The organism is Streptomyces sp. NPDC031497, from assembly GCF_055580905.1.
The window spans coordinates 377907-396868 of sequence record NZ_JBVIKO010000002.1 but is presented as its reverse complement, the minus strand read 5'-3'; the positions used below and the strand labels follow the sequence as shown (position 1 = coordinate 396868).

At 70.1% G+C, this 18962-nt stretch carries 22 protein-coding genes; 15 read left to right on the top strand and 7 right to left on the bottom strand.

Annotated features, from left to right (window positions below; genetic code table 11):
• Positions 1-13 precede the first annotated feature (13 nt).
• A complete protein-coding gene (locus ACZ5K7_RS05105; RefSeq protein WP_468910553.1) occupies positions 14-1594 on the bottom strand; it encodes an ATP-binding protein in 1581 nt (526 codons plus the stop codon).
• Positions 1595-2262: 668 nt separating this feature from the next.
• On the opposite strand from ACZ5K7_RS05105, the gene ACZ5K7_RS05100 reads away from it, so the two are divergent.
• Positions 2263-2910, top strand: a complete 648-nt coding sequence (locus ACZ5K7_RS05100; RefSeq protein WP_468910551.1) for a hypothetical protein — start codon at positions 2263-2265, stop codon at positions 2908-2910.
• A 4-nt stretch (positions 2911-2914) separates the two neighbouring features.
• Entirely contained in the window at positions 2915-3397 is a 483-nt protein-coding gene (locus ACZ5K7_RS05095; protein WP_468910548.1) for a hypothetical protein, read from the top strand.
• A gap of 22 nt (positions 3398-3419) precedes the next feature.
• Here ACZ5K7_RS05095 and ACZ5K7_RS05090 read toward each other — a convergent pair whose 3' ends face one another.
• Positions 3420-4439, bottom strand: a complete 1020-nt coding sequence (locus ACZ5K7_RS05090) for a hypothetical protein (protein WP_468910546.1) — start codon at positions 4437-4439, stop codon at positions 3420-3422.
• Positions 4440-4516: 77 nt separating this feature from the next.
• On the opposite strand from ACZ5K7_RS05090, the gene ACZ5K7_RS05085 reads away from it, so the two are divergent.
• The gene (locus tag ACZ5K7_RS05085) at positions 4517-4807 is read left to right on the top strand and encodes a DUF1905 domain-containing protein (RefSeq protein ID WP_468910543.1); all 291 of its coding nucleotides are present in this window, start codon (positions 4517-4519) and stop codon (positions 4805-4807) included.
• A gap of 50 nt (positions 4808-4857) precedes the next feature.
• On the opposite strand, the gene ACZ5K7_RS05080 is transcribed toward ACZ5K7_RS05085, so the two are convergent.
• A complete protein-coding gene (locus ACZ5K7_RS05080) occupies positions 4858-6330 on the bottom strand; it encodes a glycoside hydrolase (RefSeq protein WP_468910540.1) in 1473 nt (490 codons plus the stop codon).
• A gap of 268 nt (positions 6331-6598) precedes the next feature.
• Complete coding sequence (locus tag ACZ5K7_RS05075; protein ID WP_468910537.1) at positions 6599-7165, bottom strand: dihydrofolate reductase family protein; 567 nt, start codon at positions 7163-7165, stop codon at positions 6599-6601.
• 262 nt (positions 7166-7427) lie between these two features.
• Here ACZ5K7_RS05075 and ACZ5K7_RS05070 point away from each other — a divergent pair, with 262 nt between their 5' ends.
• The 7 genes from ACZ5K7_RS05070 to ACZ5K7_RS05040 all read left to right on the top strand — a co-directional run bounded on the left by ACZ5K7_RS05070 (position 7428) and on the right by ACZ5K7_RS05040 (position 11865).
• Positions 7428-8198, top strand: coding sequence for a class E sortase (locus tag ACZ5K7_RS05070; RefSeq protein ID WP_468910534.1), 771 nt, complete (start codon positions 7428-7430; stop codon positions 8196-8198).
• A 192-nt stretch (positions 8199-8390) separates the two neighbouring features.
• Positions 8391-8702: a hypothetical protein gene (locus tag ACZ5K7_RS05065; RefSeq protein ID WP_468910531.1), complete on the top strand. Its 312-nt coding sequence runs from the start codon at positions 8391-8393 to the stop codon at positions 8700-8702.
• A gap of 26 nt (positions 8703-8728) precedes the next feature.
• Complete coding sequence (locus ACZ5K7_RS05060; protein ID WP_468910528.1) at positions 8729-8911, top strand: hypothetical protein; 183 nt, start codon at positions 8729-8731, stop codon at positions 8909-8911.
• Positions 8912-8928: 17 nt separating this feature from the next.
• Entirely contained in the window at positions 8929-9735 is an 807-nt protein-coding gene (locus ACZ5K7_RS05055; protein WP_468910943.1) for a colicin immunity domain-containing protein, read from the top strand.
• Positions 9736-9867: 132 nt separating this feature from the next.
• Complete coding sequence (locus ACZ5K7_RS05050; RefSeq protein WP_468910526.1) at positions 9868-10752, top strand: hypothetical protein; 885 nt, start codon at positions 9868-9870, stop codon at positions 10750-10752.
• A 134-nt stretch (positions 10753-10886) separates the two neighbouring features.
• Complete coding sequence (locus tag ACZ5K7_RS05045; protein ID WP_468910523.1) at positions 10887-11588, top strand: hypothetical protein; 702 nt, start codon at positions 10887-10889, stop codon at positions 11586-11588.
• A 76-nt stretch (positions 11589-11664) separates the two neighbouring features.
• Complete coding sequence (locus ACZ5K7_RS05040) at positions 11665-11865, top strand: hypothetical protein (protein ID WP_468910520.1); 201 nt, start codon at positions 11665-11667, stop codon at positions 11863-11865.
• Here the strand turns inward: ACZ5K7_RS05040 and ACZ5K7_RS05035 are convergent.
• Positions 11862-13280: an MFS transporter gene (locus tag ACZ5K7_RS05035; protein WP_468910518.1), complete on the bottom strand. Its 1419-nt coding sequence runs from the start codon at positions 13278-13280 to the stop codon at positions 11862-11864. The two genes, ACZ5K7_RS05040 and ACZ5K7_RS05035, sit on opposite strands and share 4 nt — an antisense overlap.
• Before the next feature lie 67 nt (positions 13281-13347).
• Here ACZ5K7_RS05035 and ACZ5K7_RS05030 point away from each other — a divergent pair, with 67 nt between their 5' ends.
• From ACZ5K7_RS05030 to ACZ5K7_RS05015, 4 genes are all read left to right on the top strand, one after another.
• A complete protein-coding gene (locus ACZ5K7_RS05030; protein WP_351701029.1) occupies positions 13348-13875 on the top strand; it encodes a winged helix-turn-helix transcriptional regulator in 528 nt (175 codons plus the stop codon).
• A gap of 42 nt (positions 13876-13917) precedes the next feature.
• Positions 13918-14232 (top strand): DUF6412 domain-containing protein, encoded by a 315-nt coding sequence (locus ACZ5K7_RS05025; RefSeq protein WP_351701026.1) that lies wholly within the window; start codon positions 13918-13920, stop codon positions 14230-14232.
• A gap of 98 nt (positions 14233-14330) precedes the next feature.
• Positions 14331-15035 carry a YidC/Oxa1 family membrane protein insertase gene (locus ACZ5K7_RS05020; RefSeq protein WP_351701023.1) on the top strand — a complete coding sequence of 235 codons (705 nt, stop codon included), beginning with the start codon at positions 14331-14333 and terminating at the stop codon, positions 15033-15035.
• 129 nt (positions 15036-15164) lie between these two features.
• A complete protein-coding gene (locus ACZ5K7_RS05015; protein ID WP_468910513.1) occupies positions 15165-16022 on the top strand; it encodes a fumarylacetoacetate hydrolase family protein in 858 nt (285 codons plus the stop codon).
• Between the two features lie 136 nt (positions 16023-16158).
• Here the strand turns inward: ACZ5K7_RS05015 and ACZ5K7_RS05010 are convergent, their stop codons facing one another.
• Positions 16159-16659: a heme-degrading domain-containing protein gene (locus ACZ5K7_RS05010; protein WP_468910510.1), complete on the bottom strand. Its 501-nt coding sequence runs from the start codon at positions 16657-16659 to the stop codon at positions 16159-16161.
• Positions 16659-17729 (bottom strand): Gfo/Idh/MocA family protein, encoded by a 1071-nt coding sequence (locus ACZ5K7_RS05005; protein WP_468910506.1) that lies wholly within the window; start codon positions 17727-17729, stop codon positions 16659-16661. The genes ACZ5K7_RS05010 and ACZ5K7_RS05005 overlap by 1 nt, the downstream gene beginning before the upstream one ends.
• A gap of 48 nt (positions 17730-17777) precedes the next feature.
• On the opposite strand from ACZ5K7_RS05005, the gene ACZ5K7_RS05000 reads away from it, so the two are divergent.
• Positions 17778-18896 carry an ROK family transcriptional regulator gene (locus ACZ5K7_RS05000; protein ID WP_468910503.1) on the top strand — a complete coding sequence of 373 codons (1119 nt, stop codon included), beginning with the start codon at positions 17778-17780 and terminating at the stop codon, positions 18894-18896.
• Positions 18897-18962 lie beyond the last annotated feature (66 nt).

The following is an 18962-nucleotide window of genomic DNA, read 5'->3' as shown; positions in this document are numbered from 1 at the left end:
GAGAGGGATGGGACTATCCCTCGGCGCGGGCGAGTTCCGCCCTTGCCGCGGTGACGAGCACGCTGTTCCACAGGGCGACCTTGTCGGTCTGATTGGCCCAGACCCGCTCTTTCTGGAAGATCTCGTTGAGCATCAGGTAGAGAAGACTCTTGAGGACCGGCGCATCGTTGGAGCCGCCACGTCGACCGCCGTTGAAAGCGTGCCTGTAGTCCTTGTTGAGGAGGACCAGGCGTTCCTTGTGGTCGATCGTGAAGAGCAGGTCGGCGGAGTCGGTGCCGGGTGGCACGTCGAGCCTGGCCCAGGTGAAGGTGATGGGGTCATCGCCTTCCAGCTGCGGCAGTTCGTCCCGCAGTGTCCGCTTCAGCTTCGGGTCGATGCCCTTGCCGGGCGGGATGACGGCCATGCGCTTGACCTCGGTACGCCGCTTGGCGGCTTCGCGGTAGGTCGCCTCGGCCTCATGGACGTATTCGGTGAAGGTGTGTCCGGTGGTGGGGGTCGCTGCCTTCTCCAGTCCCCGGGCGAACGCCGGGGTGACCTGGACGCCGTCCTTCTTGACGGTCAGGGCGAACACATCATTGGGTTCGGGGGGTAGGTCCACTGCGATACGGGCGAGCGCCAGGTGGCCTTCGGCGCTGCGGGTGTCGTTCCAGCCTCCGGCCTGGACGAGCCGGTCGTTGCGGTAGACGAAGAAGCCCTGGCGCTCGGCGAGCGGGCCGATGCCCCGGTAGGCGACGAGCGGCGATTTGGGCGGCCATATGTGCGCGGTGAGCGTGACGTCGCCGACGCCCTCCACGGGCGCGATGTACGTGCGTGGATAACCGGCGCGGCCCGGAACGCGGTAGCCGAACGGGTCGATGGGCTCGACACCCCGGTGGTCCAGCTCCTCCCGGGTGTGGACATCCTCGACCACGATGTCGATGTGGAAGCCGTCGCGGGCGAGGAACCGGTGGAGGTGGAGACCGAGGTGGGTCTCCAGCCGTTCGATCGCGTCGTTGAGGTAGCGGTCGGTCTGCCCGTCCGTGATGGTCTCGAACGCGCGGACCTGGTCCCAGCGCACGATCGTGCCGTGCCAGCCGATGACGCCGTCGTAACGGTCGACCAGGCTCTGGCAGTACGTCGCATCCACGATGTCGCAGGTGAAGTCGGCCTGCGCGCGGGCGGTGAGCCAGCGGCGGCCGGCCGACGGGCTGAGCTTGGTCCGGCTGATCACGGTGAGCGCGTCGGCGTGCGAGAGGGAGGCGGCCTTCAGCCCGGCGCCGAAGTGTCCCAGGGCGCCGGCGGCGTAGTCCTGGCGCCCGCCGACGGTCATCGCCGTGTCCAGGTCCGCATCGTCCATGCCTCGGCCGTCGTCGACGACCAGCAGGCCGACGAGACGGTCGCGGCCGCCTCGCTCACCGGTGTCCCGCAGGAAGCTCACGACGACGTTCTGAGCTCCCGCATCGATCGAGTTGTCGATCAGGTCGGCGATGGCCGCCTCGAAGCCGTAGCCCTGGTGCGCGAGTGATTCGAACGACCGCGCCGCCGGAGGCAGCCGCTTGCTTCCACTGGTGGGTACGTCGAACTGCCAGTCAGAAGAGGGCTGGTAGGGCGGCATGCGGATGTTCCTTGCGGGCTAGGACATGCCAGGGGACGCCTGCGGGCATGCCGGTTCAGCTGGTTGTATATGACGTTATCGTGAGTTAGTTGTGAAGGAATAGGGTATCGGGGCAGGCGATGCCGTCGAGCGGCTCACTGAGCATGCCAACTCCGTCGCCGCGCTCGGTGACGTGCTCGCGACCGTCAGCGCGGCCCTCGGCGCGATCTCGCTCGGCCTTGCCTTCGCCGCTCCGGAGACAGGCCCGCTGGCACCTCTGCTCCTCGCCGGGGCGGAGACGATCGGGCTCGCCTCGGGAGGCTTCTCGCTCGGTGCGCTGGTGCTGCACGGTACGGCACGGGCCGTCGGCGGAGATGCCGTGGTCTCCGACCGGACGCTGGCCGAGGACGGTCTGGGCGTGCTTCCCTTCGGTGGCGCCCTCAAAGGCGTCTCCCGCGTGGCCGCCGAAAGCCGTCTGGCCGTCGGAGCCGCCGACTCCGGCCTCGTGGACACCGTCGCGGCATTCATGGGGGATCCGACCGCACTCGGGTACTGGGCACCGGAAGACGGGCGACAGGTCGCGGAGGACGTGGTCGTTCCCCGTGGGGCGCTGCTGGTGGCCTTCGAGAACGCCTGGCACGCCGGAAGCGAGAAGGACAGGGCGGCTCGGGAGAAGGAGCGGCATCGCGATGAAGGAAGCGGAGATTCCGGGCCACTTCGACGGGCGAGGCCGCGTCGAGTTCAGCCTGAGCGGTCTGGAGGCGGGACAGTCCGACACGATCACGGCGATCGCGTTCGAGTTCGGCTACGACCTCGCGGCGACCGAAGTACGGAGCAGGAGCACGATGCGCCTGGTCTTCGTGCGGAACGATTCCCCGACAGCTCGCCAACGGGCCGCGCAGACCCATGACCGATTGCGCGCCGGAGGCCCGCTGCTCATGGCGTGGGCGATTCAGGACCCCGGCGCGGGACAAGCAGCGCCCCAGGCCCTCACCGCCGTCGAGTTGGCGTCGAAACGCCGAGGCCTGGCCGCCTACGAGACCAATGGCATCCGAGGCCTGGTCGTCTTCGTCGCCGTGCTCAGCGTGGGGTGCCTCGTCGTTGCCTGGGCGCTGCGCCACGGGCCTGTGGCAGCCGTTGTGCTGGCGGCGCTGTTCGCCGTGGCCTTGGCCGTCCTGGCGGTACTCGTCCCCTCGCTGACGAGGCGCTGGTACGAGAAGAACCGGCGGCTGGTGGATCTCTACGACCAGCAGCGGGCCGGCCGCGTGGGCCCTCCACCACCGCCTCCCGGACCGGTACCCGGATCGCCTCCCGGCGGCTTCGGCCAGGGAGGGTAGAGCAGTGATACGGGTCGACTTCTCCCTACCGGTGGAGTTCCAGGAGATCCCTCTGGGCAGGGAATTCGGCATGGCGTGGGCCGGGGCGGTCCGCCCTGGTGAGCGGAAGCCGGTCGCCACAGTCAGTGACGACGAGTGGCCGTCGGACGAGGCGGCCGGGGACATGCGGCACGTCTCGTGCTTCCTGAGCGATGTCGGCGTGGTGTACGCGGCCAACTGTTTGAGGTTCTTCGAGGGTCGACTCTCACTCGGGTCGCTTGCTGTCGCGATCGTCGACTACCCGCACGGCCACAGCGCCACCACGGCGGCAAGAGGGGCCGTGCAGGCTGTTAACGGATCGACATCTCGGGTCGCCCATTGGGAGAAGTGCTACGCCCCGGTCGTCGCCGGCATTCTGCGAAGTCTCCGGTTCACCGCCGTAGACGGTACGACGGTGAACCCGGCCGATCGCGCGGGCGACGCCCATGACGGAGGCAGTCGTCCCTGACATCGTCGGCACAGAGGTCGACTCAGGAGGTGGGACCCCCGTGACACGCGTCGTACGGCTGGGTCTCGCCGCACCAGCACTCCGACGTCCGCTGCGGCGGCCAAACCACAGCCCGCCCCCGTGCCGCCAGAGTCGTCGCGTACTGAGGGAGTAGCGTCGTGTCGCCCGGGGACGAGCCCTCCGACGCCGCGAAGGCCTCGTACGACGGGACCGTCCCCGTCACGATGCCCAGGTTCGGGGTGCCCGATGCCGACAGCTCGCGGAGTGAGGACTCTATGGTCGCGAGGTGCTCGGGGTGGGACGGGTACTCCGTGGCCAGGTCGGGGTACGCCGACAGGAGTTCCGTCAGTTCGCCCGCCGGCCAGTGCAGGACCGCTACCGGGAAGGGGCGGGAGAGGGCCTCTCGGTAGGTGCCGAGCTCCGCTCGCAGGCGGGAGATCTCTGCCTCCAGTTCGGCCGGGTTGTCCGAGCCCAGGGACCACACGCGCTTGGGGTCGTGGAGTTCGTCCAGGGAGATCGAGGACGAGTGGAGGGTGTCTGCGCGGGCGTCCCAGTCGTCGTGGGGGAGGCCCAGCATGCGGCGGACCCGGTGGCGGCCGATCAGTACCGGATGCGTGGCGTAGGGGGGTTCCGTCACGTCCGTGAGGAGGAGGGTCGCCGCCTCCGTGAACGTGTCGTGCGCCGCCTCGAGCTCGTCGTGGGATTCGAGGGATTCGGCCACGATCACCCAGGGGGCCGGGTCCCGGGGGGCCGTTGCGCGGATGCCGTCGATGATCGCGCGGGCCTCTGCCTCGTGGTCGTACTCCCACAGGTTCGAGGCTTTGAGGGCTCGGACCAGCGGCGCGTTCTCCAGGCTGTCCGGCGTGGACAGCAGGCGGTCGTAGAGCGCGGTCGCGGCGGGGCGGGCGTCGGACAGTTCCAGGTGGGCCGCGGCCTGGAGCAGCAGGGCCTCGGCGTCCTCGGGATAGAGGCCGGCGGTCCGCTCCAGGCGTGCCGCTTCGGCGGAGTGGTCGACGTTCTCGGCAGGCGTGTCGGGGCGCATGAACGACACCGTACTGCCCGTCGGTGTCAAAGAAGAGATAGAGATGGGGGGCAGTCGGTTGCGAGGGGAGTCGTTCCGTGGAGTTCACGTTCGGTGGGCGCGTGGTCGAGTGGCGGGGGCCCGCGCCGTACTACTTCGTTCCCGTACCCGAGGCGGAGTCCGAGGAGATTCGGGAGGTGGCCGCCATGGCCTCGTACGGCTGGGGCGTCATTCCCGTCCGGGCGGCGGTCGGCGGGGTGGCCTTCGAGACCTCTCTGTTTCCCCGGGACGGGGAGTATCTGCTGCCGCTCAAGAACGCCGTGCGCACGCCGCAGGGGCTGGGGGCGGGGGATGAGGTGAGTGTGGAGATGCGGGTTCGGTTGCGGTAGTGGCGCCGGGGGAGGGGGCGGTGGGCTGCCTGCCCCCGGCGCCGGGGGTCCTAGATCGTCACGCCGTCGATCTGCAGCGTCTGTACCGCCTTCGCCGGGACCGACACCGCCACCGTCTTTCCTGAGACGTACGTGTCCGAGTACGACTTGTACAGGTCGCCGCCCGTCGTCACCGTGTTCCAGCGCGGGACCAGGCCGCCGGAGCCGCCGGTCACCGTGGTGAAGCCGGAGAGGTTGAAGGTGAAGGTCTGGGCGGAGGTGGCGGTGTTGAGGGCGACTATCACCAGGCGCTTCGCCGACGAGTCGTAGGCGGCGACCGCGTTGCTCACGCCCGTGTCCAGGATCTTCATCCCGGGGCGGATGTGACGGCTGAACTGGGCCATCACGTAGTACTTGGTGGTGACGGCGCCCGCCGCGAGCGTGTTCGCGTCGTACGCGATCATCGCCCAGTTCGAGGACGGGTCCATGACCTGCCAGTAGACCCAGGCGGTGGGGTGCAGCCAGCGGAAGTCGTAGAGGAGGTTGAAGGCGAGGGTGTAGCCGGTGCCGTCGTTGTCGCCGGTCTCGGAGTTCCAGAGGGCCTTGCCGGCCGTGGTCACGACGTCCGTGTAGAGCAGGTCCCTACGGCCGCCCGAGCCCTGGTAGCCGTGGACGTTCACGCGGTCCACGTAGCCCTTCGTGGTGGAGGAGAAGGAGTTCCAGGTGGTGCGGGCCAGGTCGTAGCTGGTCTCGTCCGAGGCGGAGATCTTGGTGGTGGTCAGGCCCCGGCTGTTCAACTCGCTTCTCAAATAAGGGAGTACGGCTGCCTGGACCGTCGAGTCGATGTGGCAGCCCTCCTGGGTGCCGGTCGCCGTCCACCAGGAGGACGAGGGCTCGTTGAAGGCCTCGACCGTCGCGAAGTTCACGCCCCAGTTGTTCTTGGCGTAGAGGGCGACGGCGGCCAGGTGGGAGGCGTGCTGGCGGTAGTTCCAGGACTGGAGGTTGTTGCCGCCGTCGGAGGCGCCGGACGGGTTGTGGTTGAGGCACATCCACCACATCGGGGAGTTGGCGAAGAGTTCGGCTGTCGCGCCGCGGTTCACCGCCTTCACGAGCATCGCGCGCTGGGTGGCGTCCGCGGTCCAGTCCCAGGCCGAGGAGGTGGGGTCCTCGTTGTTCCAGTCCTGCCAGTAGCCCTCGATCTGCTTGAACGCGGGGATGTTGGCGGAGGCCACCATGCTCTCGCCGTTCACGGTGTTCCAGCTGCACCCGCCCAGGTTGTAGCGGGCGATGTTCAGGCCGAGGCCGGGGAGCGAAGTGCTGTTGTACGTCGTCGACTTGGTGGTGAAGAAGATGTCGGCGAAGTCGTCGCGGGTGCCGAAGACGTTGCTCCACCAGGCCAGCGAGGTGCCCCAGCCCTCCCAGGTGCCGTACGACGTCGACGGGCTGACGGCGATGGTGGCGTCGGCGCGGGCCGTGCCGGTGGCCAGGGCGCTGCCCAGGAGGCCGCCTCCCGCGGCGGCCAGGAGTGTTCTGCGTCGGATCATGGCTGCTTCTCAACCTCTCCGTTGCGGCTCAAGCACCGGTTCCCGGACCGGCGTTGACTCGTCCCCCCGCATGCCATGACGAAGCATCGGGTGTGGCGTGTGAGGTTGTCGAGGGTTGCGACAGCGGTTTCTAAAACCAGTGTAGGAAGTGATCGTGGTGAGGGGGGAGCGGTGTGGGGTCTCGCGGCTGATGTCGTCATCTCGCGGGCCGTGTCGTACCGATGTCGTATACGACACCACCGTGAGACCAGCGTGTGGGTGCTGCTGCTCAGCGCCTCGTCTCGTACCTGGTCAGGACCACGCCGCCGGGAAACGTCCGCGTCTCCACCAGGTTCAGGTTCACCCAGTTGTCCAGCGCGGTGAAGAACGGCGTGCCGCCGCCCACCAGGACCGGCGCGGTGGCCAGCACGTACTCGTCGATCAGCCCGGCCCGCATGGCCGCCCCGGCGAGCGTCGCGCCGCCGATGTCCATCGGGCCGCCGTCCTCGGCCTTGAGCCGGGTGATCTCGGCGACCGCGTCGCCGGTGACCAGGCGGGTGTTCCAGTCGACCTTGTCGATCGTCGAGGAGAACACCACCTTCGACATGTCCCGCCAGCGGCGCGCGAACTCGATCTCCGCCGTGGTGGCGCCCGGCTGCTGGTCGCCGGTCGGCCAGTAGGAGCTCATCGTCTGCCACAGCTTGCGCCCGTACAGCGACAGGTCGGTCGCCTGCAACTGGTCGGACCAGAACTGGAACAGCTCGTCGCTCGGCGGTCCGCCCCAGCCGATGTCGTCGCCGGGCGCGGCGATGTAGCCGTCCAGGGTCAGGTTCATGCCGTAGATCAGTTTCCGCATGGCGCCAGCCTTCCGTGAGTCGGTCTCACGCGTACAGACCGGCGCGGCGCGGGAATCTCATCGGAGACAACAGAGAACCAGCAGGCCACAGAAGATCGACATGTCATCGGAGGCGAGACCCCGCGAGCGGGAACCCTTACGGCTCTGGTGACTTGGCGGCGTTCGCCTTATCGTGCGGCACCGGCTGGGTGTCGGTACCGGCTGGGCGGCGGTACCGGCCGCGCGTCGGTACCGACTGGGGTCGGCGGGAGGTGCGTGCGCGGTGCGAGTCGTGGGGCACGGCGAGCGGCGGTGGCGGGCCCGGCGCCGGCGGGTCCTGTGGAGCGGGGGCGAACTCCTCGTCACCGTGGGCGTGGTGCTGATGCTCCTCGTCGTGCACCAGCTGTGGTGGACCAACCGGGAGGCCAGGCAGGGGGCCGAGCGGAAGGTGGAGGCGCTGGAGCGGGAGTGGGGGGACTCCGGCGGGTCCGGAGGCTTGAGCAGCGAAGCGAAGAGCGATTCCGGTACGACGGACTCCGCGCCGTCGGCCCGTTCCGGCACCGGCCGGCGGCAGACGTCGTACACCACCCGTGTCGTCGCCTCCCAGGCCTACGCGATCCTCGTCGTTCCCCGGCTCGGCCTCCGTGTCCCGGTCGCGGAGGGCGTCAGCAAGCCGAACGTGCTCAACCACGGGTACGTCGGCCACTATCCCGGCACCCAACAGCCGGGCCAGGCGGGGAACTTCGCGCTCGCCGGGCACCGGAACACCCACGGGGAGCCGTTCCGGTATCTCCCCCGGCTCCGGCGCAAGGACACCATCGAGGTCGAGACCAGGGCGGCGACCTACACGTACACCGTGGACCAGATCCTGCCGCAGACCTCGTCCCGTGACTCCGGGGTCATCCGGGCCGTACCGCGCTCGATCGTGAAGCCGTCGTACGGGTACCAGGAGCCCGGCTACTACATCACCCTCACCACCTGCACGCCCGAGTTCACCTCGCGGTACCGGATGGTGGTGTGGGGGAAGCTGGTGTCGATGCGACCGCGGGCGTAGATGCCGTGTCGTCCGATATCTCGGTGCCGGCGCCGTCTCCTCCGATATCTCGGCGCCGGTGCCGTCTCGTTGGCGGTGCGCGCATGCCGATCTTTGCCAGCCGTTGGGCTCACCCATACCTCCCGCAATAACCGCTCTCCATAGTCTCTTGGGTTGGCATGTGCACAGCGTGAAGTACGGGGGTGGGGTGGCATGTCGGACCTGAAGAAGGAAGCCGCGTCGATACACAAGGCGGCTTCGGGGCTGCGTGGCGTGGGGCATCACACGGCGAAGCCGTTGCAGCAGTTCGAGGCGCAGTCCCATGACCTGGGGGCGCTGGGAGCGCTGGGCTCGCTGCTCAGCGCCACGGACGAGATACGCGAGGGCATGACCACGCTCGCCAAGCTCACCAGGCAGTTGGACGAGGAGTGGAACGCGGAGGCGAAGCTGATCGGTGAGGTTTCCGACGCCTTCGATCTGCTGGACGTGCTGATCGCGGCCGCGGCCCGGGAAAAGAAGGGCTGATCCGGGCGTGATCGAGCTCAACCCTTATGCTCGCCGGCGACACGAAGATCTACCGCTTCAGCTACCGGAACCAGGGCCAGGCCGTCGGGTTCATAGATCCCGGAACGAAGAAGATGGTCATGCTGCACACCGATGGAAAATTCTGGTCAGCATGGAAACTGGGCGACAAACAGTTCCAGAGCATCATTGACAAGGGATTCCTGACATAGAACGCCACGTGACGAACATGAAGAACCGTGACCTGATCCAGACGGTCCTGTCCGCCGACGGGGACTTCAGTAGCGACTGGCTGGCTTCCGCAGGCGGCAAAGTCGTCGTGCCCCTCCCCGTGCACGCCGGTCTGAGCCGCCCTACAGCCCTGCGCGTCGTGGCCGGAGCGCGGGAAGCAGGAGCCACGGCCGTCCTCGCCGCCTCGCTCGCCCCCGAGCGCCGCGACATCCAGGTGACCAAAGCCCCTCTCAGCACGGACGAACTTCTGGCTCTCGCTTTCCGTACACAGGAGGGTTCCGAACTACTCCTGGCGGCCGACAATCTCCACGGTGTATTGCTGCCCAAGGTCGGGTACGCCCTCCTCGGAGGGACGGCGCAGTTTATGCGCGGCGCGCTGTCCGAGGGCCCCGACAAGGCCAAGGCCGATTTCCGGCGGTACGCCCGGGCGACACGGTCCGAACAACCGCACATCCTGGGAGTGGCTGCCGACTTCCCCCCACTGAGCAGGGCATGGAAGTCTCCCGCCGACATCCCGGTGAACAGCCATACGGGACGGCAACTGACGCTGATGCGGGCACTCCTGGAGGATGCCGTCGACGGACCGGCCTATGCCCGCCAGTGGCTTGCCGAACGCCGCAACGCCATGGAAGCAGGAGAGCGTGTGAGCGACGCGATCGCCGACGCGCTGGACGAGGTCTTCTACACGCTGGAGGACTACACCATCGACCCGAGTCTCAGGGACGATGACGACCTGACCGACGGAGAACTGCGACAACACGTGGCAGACGCTCTGAGGCGACTTCGCGCTCTCAAATTTATGTGAAACCGGATGTGAAGAATTTTCTTGCCTCGCTTCCCGAAGGGAGCTGAGAGCGTGGGTTTCGCGAGCTGTTCGATTCTCGGACGGCGCGAAAGGATGTACAGCTGAGGCCTCGTTGTGCCACCAAGGATGCTCATGCCCCGAACCACCCCTCCCCGCCCCCTGGACATCGAGGCGGAATTCCCTGAACTGGCCGGTCACCGGAAGACCGCCACACGGCTGCATCCCCGTCCCGGCGCCCCCGGACCCGACCGGAGTTCCGTCGGCGGCCCGTTTCTGTGGCCCGCCGGCGAGGCGTGGCCTCTCTGCCGGGAGCCGCACCGTCGCCTCCAGGACACCGACCCGGTGCCGCTCCTGCCCGTCGCCCAGCTCTTCGCGCGGGACGTTCCCGGGCTCGTCGTTCCCGACGGCCGTGACCTGCTTCAGGTCCTGTGGTGTCCGTTCGGCGCCCACGGCGAACAGGCGGCTCCCGGAGTCCATCTGCGCTGGCGAAGCGCCGCCGCGTGCGTGCCGTTCCCCGATCCTCCGCGGCCGGCGGTGGTGGGGGACGAGGGATACGTACCGGAACCCTGTGTGCTCGACCCGGAGCAGGTCACGGAGCACCAGTGGGCCGAGCTGCTGCCCGAGGACCTGCGGCTGCGCATCGAGGAATGGGAGGAGGCGCTGTGGGAGGAAGCAGAAGAGAACGGTGACGATGCGGACGACGCCCTGTCCTACGACGGTGACTTCGCCGTGGCTCCCGGCTGGAAGGTGGGCGGCTTCGCGCGCTGGGGTGTGACGGGTCCCCAGGAGCTGGTCTGTTCCTGCGGCAGTCCCATGGACCTGCTCCTCGCCATCGGGTCGGCGGAGTGGGAAGGGGTGCGGGGCAGCTGGAGGCCGCTCGAAGAGGCCACGCCGGCCGGCACCGAAGGGGCCGCCGCCAGGACCCCCACGCGGGTGGTGGTCGGGCGAGGCGGCTCGCTCCTCGTCTTCGTCTGCTCGGCGGATCCCGTACACGGACACCGCGTCAGCCTTCAGTGAGGTGCGCCGGCAGGAGCGGCCCTGTGGGCGGACCGGGTGCCGGATCCTCGTATGCGTGAGCGTGGCCGCCCGTCAGTAAGGTGGCCAGACGAAGGTCACCGACGACGCGTCCGCGCGGGGATATCGGAGAGACAGTGGACAACCCTTTCGCCCCGCCTCCTCCTTCCGGCAACGGGCGTTTACCTGCCTGGTCCGAGCTTGACGAGTATCTGTGGCACTCGTGCGACATCGTCGCCGACCTGATCGAGAGGCGGATCGATCGGCGTCCGCTGGTCGCCACCGTCGCCCGGCTCGAACCCGGTGACCGCGCACTGGCCGTCGGGCCTGCACAGCGTCTGACCTGGAGGGCTGTCGGCGACGGCCGCTACGCGCACCAGAACGTCGTCGCCTTCGGCAGTCCCGCGTTCGTGATCGGCAGCATGGTCGGCTCGGCGATCGGCAACTCCGCCCGGCGCCGTGCCGCGGCCGACGACGCCCAACTCCGCTGGACGGCTGACGGATCCGGCGAAATCACCGTCACCGCCCGCAAGGTCTACTTCGGCCACCCGCAGTGTCCGCTCGACCTCGCCTGGAGCGGCCTCGACACCGTCGACCTCGTCGCACCGGACGTCTTCCAGACCAGCTTCCGGAACATCAACAACGGCCGGTACACGACGGTCCAGCTCCGCACACCGTGGGCGTCCCTGCTGTTCGTCCTGGCCGCGATCACGGCGTTCCCCGCCCACCCACGGTTGCTGGGGCGAGGCTGGCTTCCGCCGGACTTCGAGAGCCGGTGCACCCAGATCGGCCGACCATGCCGCCCGGCAGCCCGCCTCCTGCTGGAGAGAACCGTCTGATTCGCGCGTACGTCGACAGCGTCGAATCCTTCCGGCACAGACCGCTGTCCGGGATCTCCGAGGAGGGGGCGGTCTCGTGGCCCTGGACGACCACCTCGTGAATCCGCAGGTACTGCGGTCCCTCTATGGGGAGATCCTCCCCGATGCGCTGGTCGGCATACGGATCCGCTCCGTCAACCTCGACTGGCGCGGGCCGACGGTGCGGTTGCGGATCGATCTGCCGGGCTTTCCGACGAGGATGCCCCGGGCCCTGGGCCGGTCGTACCGCCCCCTCTAGCGCTCCCGTTCCCGCAGCCCCAGCACCGCCACCGCCGCCAGCAGCGCCAGCCCCGCCGACACCGCGAGGGCGGTGTTCGCGCCGTGGCCCGGGCCGTCGCTCGACGAGGTCACGATGGCGATCGTCAGGGCGACGCCCGCACAGGAGCCGATGTAGCGGAAGGTCTGCTGGGCGCCGGAGCCCATGGCGGCACGGGCCACCGGGACCGATTCGACCGAGAGCAGGGGCAGGGCGGCGTTCAGGAGGCCGCTGCCGATGCCGCCCAGGGCCAGGCCCGGCAGCAGGCGTTGCCAGGAGCCCGAGTCGATGGCGCCGAGCATGGTCAGGACGCCGGCCGCGTGGAGGGTGAAGCCGACCGCCAGCTGCTGGCGGGGCGGGACGCGGCCGGACAGGCGCTTGGCCTGGAGCGCCACCGTGAAGGACAGGCCCGACCAGAGCAGGAACAGCCACGCCGTGTCCAGCGGGGTCAGGCCGAGCACCTGCTGGAACAGGACCGGCAGGAAGCTGAAGAGGCCGATCACCGCGAAGCCCGTGAACAGGCCGCCGGCGGAGGAGGCCAGGAAGCTCGGGCGGCGCAGCAGGCTCAGGTCGATCATGGGGGTCGTGGTGCGGCGCTCCACCAGGACGAAGACGGCCATGAGGACCACCGCGGCCAGGAACAGCAGGCCCACCTCGGACCGCAGCCAGCCGTCACGGCCCAGGGTGAGCGCGGCCACCAGGGAGACCAGTGCCAGGCCGAAGGTGAGGGCGCCCAGGATGTCGGGGCGGCCGCCCCTCGGGGAGCGGGATTCGGTGAGCGCCCGTGGTGACAGGGCCGCCACCAGCAGCGTCACCGCGGCCAGGACGGCGTAGGCCACCCGCCAGTTGGGCAGCACGGCCGCCAGGAGCGGGCCCACCGCGATACCGCCGCTCACAAAGGCGCCCCACACGCCGGTCGCGTGCAGCCGGCCGCGTGGGCTCGGGAAGGCGTGCACCAGCAGGCCGAGGCTGCTCGCCAGGATGGCCGCACTGGCCGCGCCCTGGGCGATACGGGCCAGCGTGAACAGCCAGGTGGAGTCGGTCAACGCGCCTAGGGCGGTGGTGATGCCCAGCGTCAGCGTGCCGAGCAGGAAGATCCGGCGGCGGCCGAAGTCGTCGGCGAGGCTGCCGGCCACCAGGAGGAGGGCGGCCAGGCCGAGCGGGGTGCCGTTGATCAGCCAGGCCTGGGCGGAGAGCGGGGTGTGCAGGTCGGCCGCGGTGTCGCGGAGGGTGACCACGGGCGCGGTGTACGTCATCAGGCTCACGGCGGTGGCCGCGCTGGTCAGGGCCAGGGTGGCGCGGGCGTGGGGCGTCGTGTCGGGGTGGGGTGCCGCGGGCTTGTGCCGGGCACTCGGCGCTTCGACCCTCGTTAGGGTTCGTTCATTGAACTCAGCCATGGCGGTACCGTAGCATCGTGAGTTCGTTCATTGAACCCACGACTGGGAAACTGACTAAGGTGGTCCCATGGCACTGGGCAAGGACTATGTGACGCAGGAGTGCTCGATCGCCCGCGCGCTGGAGGTCGTCGGCGAGCGCTGGACGCTGCTCGTCGTCCGCGACGCGCTCTACGGCGTCCGGCGCTACAACGACTTCCTCGTCCACCTCGGCATCCCGCGCGCCGTCCTGTCGGCCCGCCTCAAGACGCTCACCGAGGAGGGGATCCTGGAGAAGCGCCGGTACCAGGAGTCGCCGCCCCGGGACGAGTACGTCATCACCGACCGCGGGATCGCGCTCTTCCCCGCCCTGCGCGCCCTCGCCGTCTGGGGGCGCGAGCACCTCATGGACTCCCGGCTGCGCTACTTCCGGCACGTGGACTGCGGCACCGAACTCGGTCCGTACGGCGAATGTCCCGCCTGCGGAACCGTCGTGCCCGTCGCCGACGTTCTTATTACGCCGGGACCGGGACTCGACCCCGACCCGGCGGATCCGGTCAGCCGGGCGCTCCTGAAGCCCAAGAGGCTCCTGGAGCCGCTGGAAACCGATCATGTATAAACGGCAGTGACAACACGGCAGTGACAACGGGGAGGGACGCGCGTGAACCGCTGGTCGGCCGTGCCGTCGCGCCCCGTCGCCTTCCTGCTGCTCGTGCTGCTCGATCTCCTGCTGCTCGACTCCGGCAGCCTCTTCACCACCGTCGCGCTCGCCGCGACCGCCGCCGTCGGCTCGGCCCTCGTGGTCTCCTCCGTGCTCGCCGCCCGCTCCGCGCCCGCCGTGCCGCCCACCCGGGTCCGTACGGCGATCCGCGACCGGGCCCGGCGTACCGCCTTCCTGCCGCAGCGGGACCCGGACGCCAAGGGCCGCAGCCGCCCCCGAGCCCCCGGACACGCCCTCCCGGCGACCACCGCGTAAGGCACCCGAGAACCCGTTCCGGGTGACCCCGCGCGGGTCGTCATGCCGTTCCACCTCTTCACCCACGGCACGACGAGACCCCCGGAGGGCTCCCACCCATGTCCGTTTTCGCTGCCCTGGTCGAGCAACTCGCCGACCTGCTCCAGCCGTTCTTCCACGCCTCCGCGGCCGCCGCCGCGATCGTCCTGTTCACCGCGCTCGTACGACTGCTCGTGCATCCCCTGTCCCGTGCCGCCGCCCGTGGCCAGCGTGCCCGGGCCGCGCTCCAGCCGAGAATCGCCGAGCTGAGGAAGAAGCACGGCAAGGACCAGGGGGCGCTGCAGAAGGCCGTGCTGGAACTGCACGCGGAGGAGAAGGTGTCACCGCTGTCCGGCTGTCTGCCCGGGCTGCTGCAACTGCCCGCGTTCTTCCTCCTGTACCACCTCTTCTCCAGCTCCACGATCGGCGGCCAGGACAACGGCCTGCTGAGCCACTCGTTGCTGGGCGCCCCGCTCGGCGGGCGGGGGGTCGACGTGCTCGGCAGCGGGGCCGGGGGCGCCGGCCTGGTCTATCTGGGGCTGTTCGTCCTTGTGGCCGCGGTCGCCACCTTCACCTTCCTCCGCACCAGGCGGACGACGGCCGGGGCGGTCGTGAGCGGCGGGGAAGGCGAGCAGGTGCCGGGGCTGGGCGCGGTCACCAAGGTCACGCCCTACCTGTCGTACTTCACTCTGTTCACCGTGGCCGTGGTACCGCTGGCCGCCGCGCTGTACGTGGTGACGAGCACGACGTGGAGTGCCGTCGAGCGTGCCGTGCTGTACCGATGAGTGCGGGAGTACGGTCCAGTACGTGAACAGGGTATTGCCCGCTGCACCCACATCTCAGAGGATCGATCAGTCCTCCGATGGCTGCACCCATCGGCCGGGCGCCCGCTATCAAGGGAGATGGTGACGACCATGAAGCTGCTGCGAGTCGGTACGGCGGGGGCGGAGCGGCCCGCGCTGCTCGACGCCGAGGGGGTCCTGCGGGACCTGTCCGGGATCGTCGACGACATCGACGGGGCACTGCTCGCCGACGAGGGCGCGCTCGGCCGGGTCCGCGCCGCCGCCGAGGCCGGGGAACTGCCCGCGCTCGACGCGACCGGGCTGCGGGTCGGGCCGCCGCTGGGGCGGATCGGCAAGATCGTGTGCATCGGGCTCAACTACCACGACCACGCCCGCGAGACGGGCGCCGAGCCGCCGGCCGAGCCGGTCATCTTCTTCAAGGCCGCGGACACGGTCGTGGGGCCGCATGACACGGTGCTGGTCCCTCGCGGGTCCGTGAAGACCGACTGGGAGGTGGAGCTGGCGGTCGTCATCGGGCGTACGGCGCGTTATCTGGCCGACGACGAGGATCCGCTGGCGTACGTCGCCGGGTACGCGGTCGCGCACGACGTGTCCGAGCGGGAGTTCCAGATCGAGCGGGGCGGGACCTGGGACAAGGGGAAGAACTGCGAGACGTTCAACCCGCTCGGGCCGTGGCTGGTCACGGCGGACGAGGTCGGCGATCCGCAGGAACTGTCGCTGAAGCTCTGGGTCAACGGCGAGCTGAAGCAGGACGGGACCACCGGCGAGCAGATCTTCTCGGTCGCGGAAGTCGTGCGGTACGTCAGCCAGTTCATGGTCCTCTACCCCGGGGACGTCATCAACACCGGGACCCCGGCGGGGGTCGCGCTGGGGGCGCCCGAGCCGAAGCCGTACCTGAGGGGCGGCGATGTGGTGGAGCTGGAGATCGCGGGCCTCGGTCGTCAGCGGCAGGAGTTCAAGAACGCGTAGGCGCTTCGCTGGGAGGGCCGGGGAACTGCGCAGGTCGCTCGGCTGCGGGCCGGATGTGGTTGCTCGCGCAGTTCCTCCCCCAGCCTTCGGCTGGGGGTACCCCCAGCGCCCCTGACGGGGCGCTCCAGTGAGGGCGTCACACCTCCAGGAACTTCTCCAGGGCCTCCACCACGAAGCGGTGGTCCTGGAGTTGGGGCAGGCCGGAGACCGTCACCGTCCCGATCACTCCCACGTTCTCCACGGTGACCGGGAAGGAGCCGCCGTGGGCCGCGAACTCGTCCGGGTCCAGGCGGGAGGACTCCTCGAACGTCGTGCCCTTCGCCCGGAAGCGGGCTCCGACCAGGTAGGACGCGGAGCCGTACCGCTCCACCACCCGGCGCTTGCGGGCGATCCACGCGTCGTTGTCGGGCGTCGAGCCGGGCAGGGCCGCGTGGAAGAGCTGCTGGCCGGCGCGGTGGATGTCGATGGCCACCGGGGCCTGCCGCTCCCGTGCCATCTCCACCAGCAGGGAGCCGAGGGCCCACGCGTCGTCGTTGGTGAACTGCCGGAAGACCAGGAGGCGTTCCTGCTTCTCCAGCTCCTCCACCGACGGGGTGAGTTCGGGGGTGGACCGGGGGGTGATCTGCGGGTGGGGCATCAGAGGGTCACCGTCACCTTGTCTCGCGCCGAGCGGCGGGCTGCTTCCAGTACGTCCAGGGCGGCGGCCGCCTCCAGCGCGGTCACCGGGTTGGGGCCTTCGCCCCGCAGGGCCCCGGCCACGGCCGCGTAGTACGCGGGGTAGTCGCCGGGGAGAGTGGGAACGGCACGGCCCGCGCCGGTCACCGGGGACTCCCCGGCGCCGATCCTGCCGTACAGGGACTCCGGCTCGACGCCCCATCCGGGGCCCGGGCGCTCGCCCTCGCGCAGCGCCGCCTCCTGCGGGTCCAGGCCGTACTTGACGTAACCCGCCTTCGAGCCCAGCACCCGGAAACGCGGGCCGAGCTGGGCCGCCGTCGCCGAGGCGTACAGGTGGGAGCGGACACCGCCCGCGTGGGTGACGGCGATGAAGGTGTCGTCGTCGGTCTCGGCGCCGTCCCGGCGGATGACCGACTCGGCGTACACCTCGGTGGCCGGGCCGAAGAGGACCAGGGCCTGGTCGACGAGATGGCTGCCGAGGTCGTAGAGGAGACCTCCGATCTCTGCCGGGTCGCCGGACTCGCGCCAGCCGCCCTTGGGCTGCGGGCGCCAGCGCTCGAAGCGGGACTCGAAGCGCCAGGGGTCGCCGAGCTCGCCCTGTTCCAGGAGGTTGCGCAGGGTGAGGAAGTCGTTGTCCCAGCGGCGGTTCTGGAAGACCGAGAGCAGCAGGCCGCGCTCCTCGGCCAGGGCGGCCAGCTCGCGCGCCTCGGCCGCGGTGCCGGCCACCGGCTTGTCGACCACGACCGGCAGGCCCGCCTTGAGCGCGGTCGTCGCCAGCGGGACATGCGTCTTGTTCGGGGAGGCGATGACGACCAGGTCGAGGTCGTCGGCCCGGTCGAACAGCTCGTCGGGGCCGGCGACCGTCCGGACCTCGGGGAACTCGGCCTTCGCCTGCGCCTGCCGCTCGGGGTTCGAGGTGACCACCGTGTCCAGGGCGAGGCCCTCGGTGGCGGCGATCAGGGGGGCGTGGAAGACGGATCCGGCGAGGCCGTAGCCGATGAGGCCGACGCGGAGGGGAGTGGCAGCTGTCATGCCTCCCACTTTGGCAACGCTGTTGCTAAAGCGCAAGCGGTGGGGAGAATGGGTGGCGTGAACAGGACGAGGAGCGGACGACCGGGTGCGGCCGGAGCGAACCTGCCGGCCGTGCGCAGTCACAACACCGCGCTGGTGCTGGATCTGCTGCGCACGGCGGGGGAGGAGGGCATCAGCCGGCTCGAACTGGCCGAGCGGACCGGGCTCACCCCGCAGGCGGTCAGTAAGATCACCGCCCGGCTGCGCGAGGAGGGCTTCGCGGCGGAGGCCGGGCGGCGCGCCTCCACGGGGGGCAAGCCGGCCACCGTACTGCGGCTGGTCCCGGAGGCCGGGCACGCGGTCGGGTTGCAGCTCGACCGGGACGAACTGCGTGCGGTGCTGGTCGACCTCGACGGCAGGGTCGTCGGCGAACGGCGGGGGGAGCTGGATCTGGGGGCCGGGGCGGCGGCAGTACTGGGGGCCGCCGCGGAGCTGGTCGGGGAGGTGCGGGAGGAGGCGCCCGGAGAGGTCCTCGGGGTCGGCGTCGCGGCGCCCGGGCCGCTCGACCACATCCACGGTGTGCTGCACCGGGTCACCGGGTTCCCCGAGTGGGACGGCTTCCCGCTGCGGGACGCGCTCGCGGAGCGGCTCGGGGTGCCGGTCGTCGTCGACAAGGACAGCAACGCGGCCGCCCTCGGACTCGCCGTCGGCGGCGAGGGCGGCTCCTTCGCCTACCTGCACCTCGGTACGGGGCTCGGCGCCGGACTGGTGATCGGCGACAGCGTGCACCGGGGGGCGCGGACCGGGGCGGGGGAGTTCGGGCACCAGGTCATCCAGCTGGACGGACCCCTGTGTCACTGCGGCAACCGGGGCTGCATCGAGGCGCTGTGCCTGGCGGCGGTGGGCCGCGCGGACCCGGAGGAGGCGGCGCGGGTGCTGGGCGCCGGGGCCGCGAACCTGGCCGCGCTGCTCGACATCGACCTCGTGCTGCTCGGCGGCCGTACGATCGCGGCCGCCCCGGAGACCTTCGTCCACGGCGTCGCCGCCGTCCTCGACGCCCGCGCCCGCCGGGAGGGCAGCCTCGGTACGACCGTCCCCGTCCGGCTCGCCCCCGGCAGCGACCGGCGGGTCGCGGAGGGTGCGGCCCAGCTGCTGCTCGCCCCGGTGTTCGGCCGCGCGGACGGCTGACCGCTGACGGCAGGGGGAGGAGAGGCGCAGGGGGCTGTTCGGGCGGAGTTGGTGTGCCCTCGCGGA

Excerpts from the sequence above, each read along its gene's own strand:
- ACZ5K7_RS05105 (WP_468910553.1), bottom strand. The coding sequence starts at position 1,594 with ATGCCGCCCTACCAGCCCTCTTCTGACTGGCAGTTCGACGTACCCACC.
- ACZ5K7_RS05100 (WP_468910551.1), top strand. The coding sequence starts at position 2,263 with ATGAAGGAAGCGGAGATTCCGGGCCACTTCGACGGGCGAGGCCGCGTC.
- ACZ5K7_RS05090 (WP_468910546.1), bottom strand. The coding sequence starts at position 4,439 with ATGCGCCCCGACACGCCTGCCGAGAACGTCGACCACTCCGCCGAAGCG.
- ACZ5K7_RS05080 (WP_468910540.1), bottom strand. The coding sequence starts at position 6,330 with ATGATCCGACGCAGAACACTCCTGGCCGCCGCGGGAGGCGGCCTCCTG.
- ACZ5K7_RS05075 (WP_468910537.1), bottom strand. The coding sequence starts at position 7,165 with ATGCGGAAACTGATCTACGGCATGAACCTGACCCTGGACGGCTACATC.
- ACZ5K7_RS05065 (WP_468910531.1), top strand. The coding sequence starts at position 8,391 with ATGTCGGACCTGAAGAAGGAAGCCGCGTCGATACACAAGGCGGCTTCG.
- ACZ5K7_RS05060 (WP_468910528.1), top strand. The coding sequence starts at position 8,729 with ATGCTCGCCGGCGACACGAAGATCTACCGCTTCAGCTACCGGAACCAG.
- ACZ5K7_RS05055 (WP_468910943.1), top strand. The coding sequence starts at position 8,929 with ATGAAGAACCGTGACCTGATCCAGACGGTCCTGTCCGCCGACGGGGAC.
- ACZ5K7_RS05050 (WP_468910526.1), top strand. The coding sequence starts at position 9,868 with ATGCCCCGAACCACCCCTCCCCGCCCCCTGGACATCGAGGCGGAATTC.
- ACZ5K7_RS05035 (WP_468910518.1), bottom strand. The coding sequence starts at position 13,280 with ATGGCTGAGTTCAATGAACGAACCCTAACGAGGGTCGAAGCGCCGAGT.
- ACZ5K7_RS05030 (WP_351701029.1), top strand. The coding sequence starts at position 13,348 with ATGGCACTGGGCAAGGACTATGTGACGCAGGAGTGCTCGATCGCCCGC.
- ACZ5K7_RS05020 (WP_351701023.1), top strand. The coding sequence starts at position 14,331 with ATGTCCGTTTTCGCTGCCCTGGTCGAGCAACTCGCCGACCTGCTCCAG.
- ACZ5K7_RS05015 (WP_468910513.1), top strand. The coding sequence starts at position 15,165 with ATGAAGCTGCTGCGAGTCGGTACGGCGGGGGCGGAGCGGCCCGCGCTG.
- ACZ5K7_RS05010 (WP_468910510.1), bottom strand. The coding sequence starts at position 16,659 with ATGCCCCACCCGCAGATCACCCCCCGGTCCACCCCCGAACTCACCCCG.
- ACZ5K7_RS05005 (WP_468910506.1), bottom strand. The coding sequence starts at position 17,729 with ATGACAGCTGCCACTCCCCTCCGCGTCGGCCTCATCGGCTACGGCCTC.
- ACZ5K7_RS05000 (WP_468910503.1), top strand. The coding sequence starts at position 17,778 with ATGGGTGGCGTGAACAGGACGAGGAGCGGACGACCGGGTGCGGCCGGA.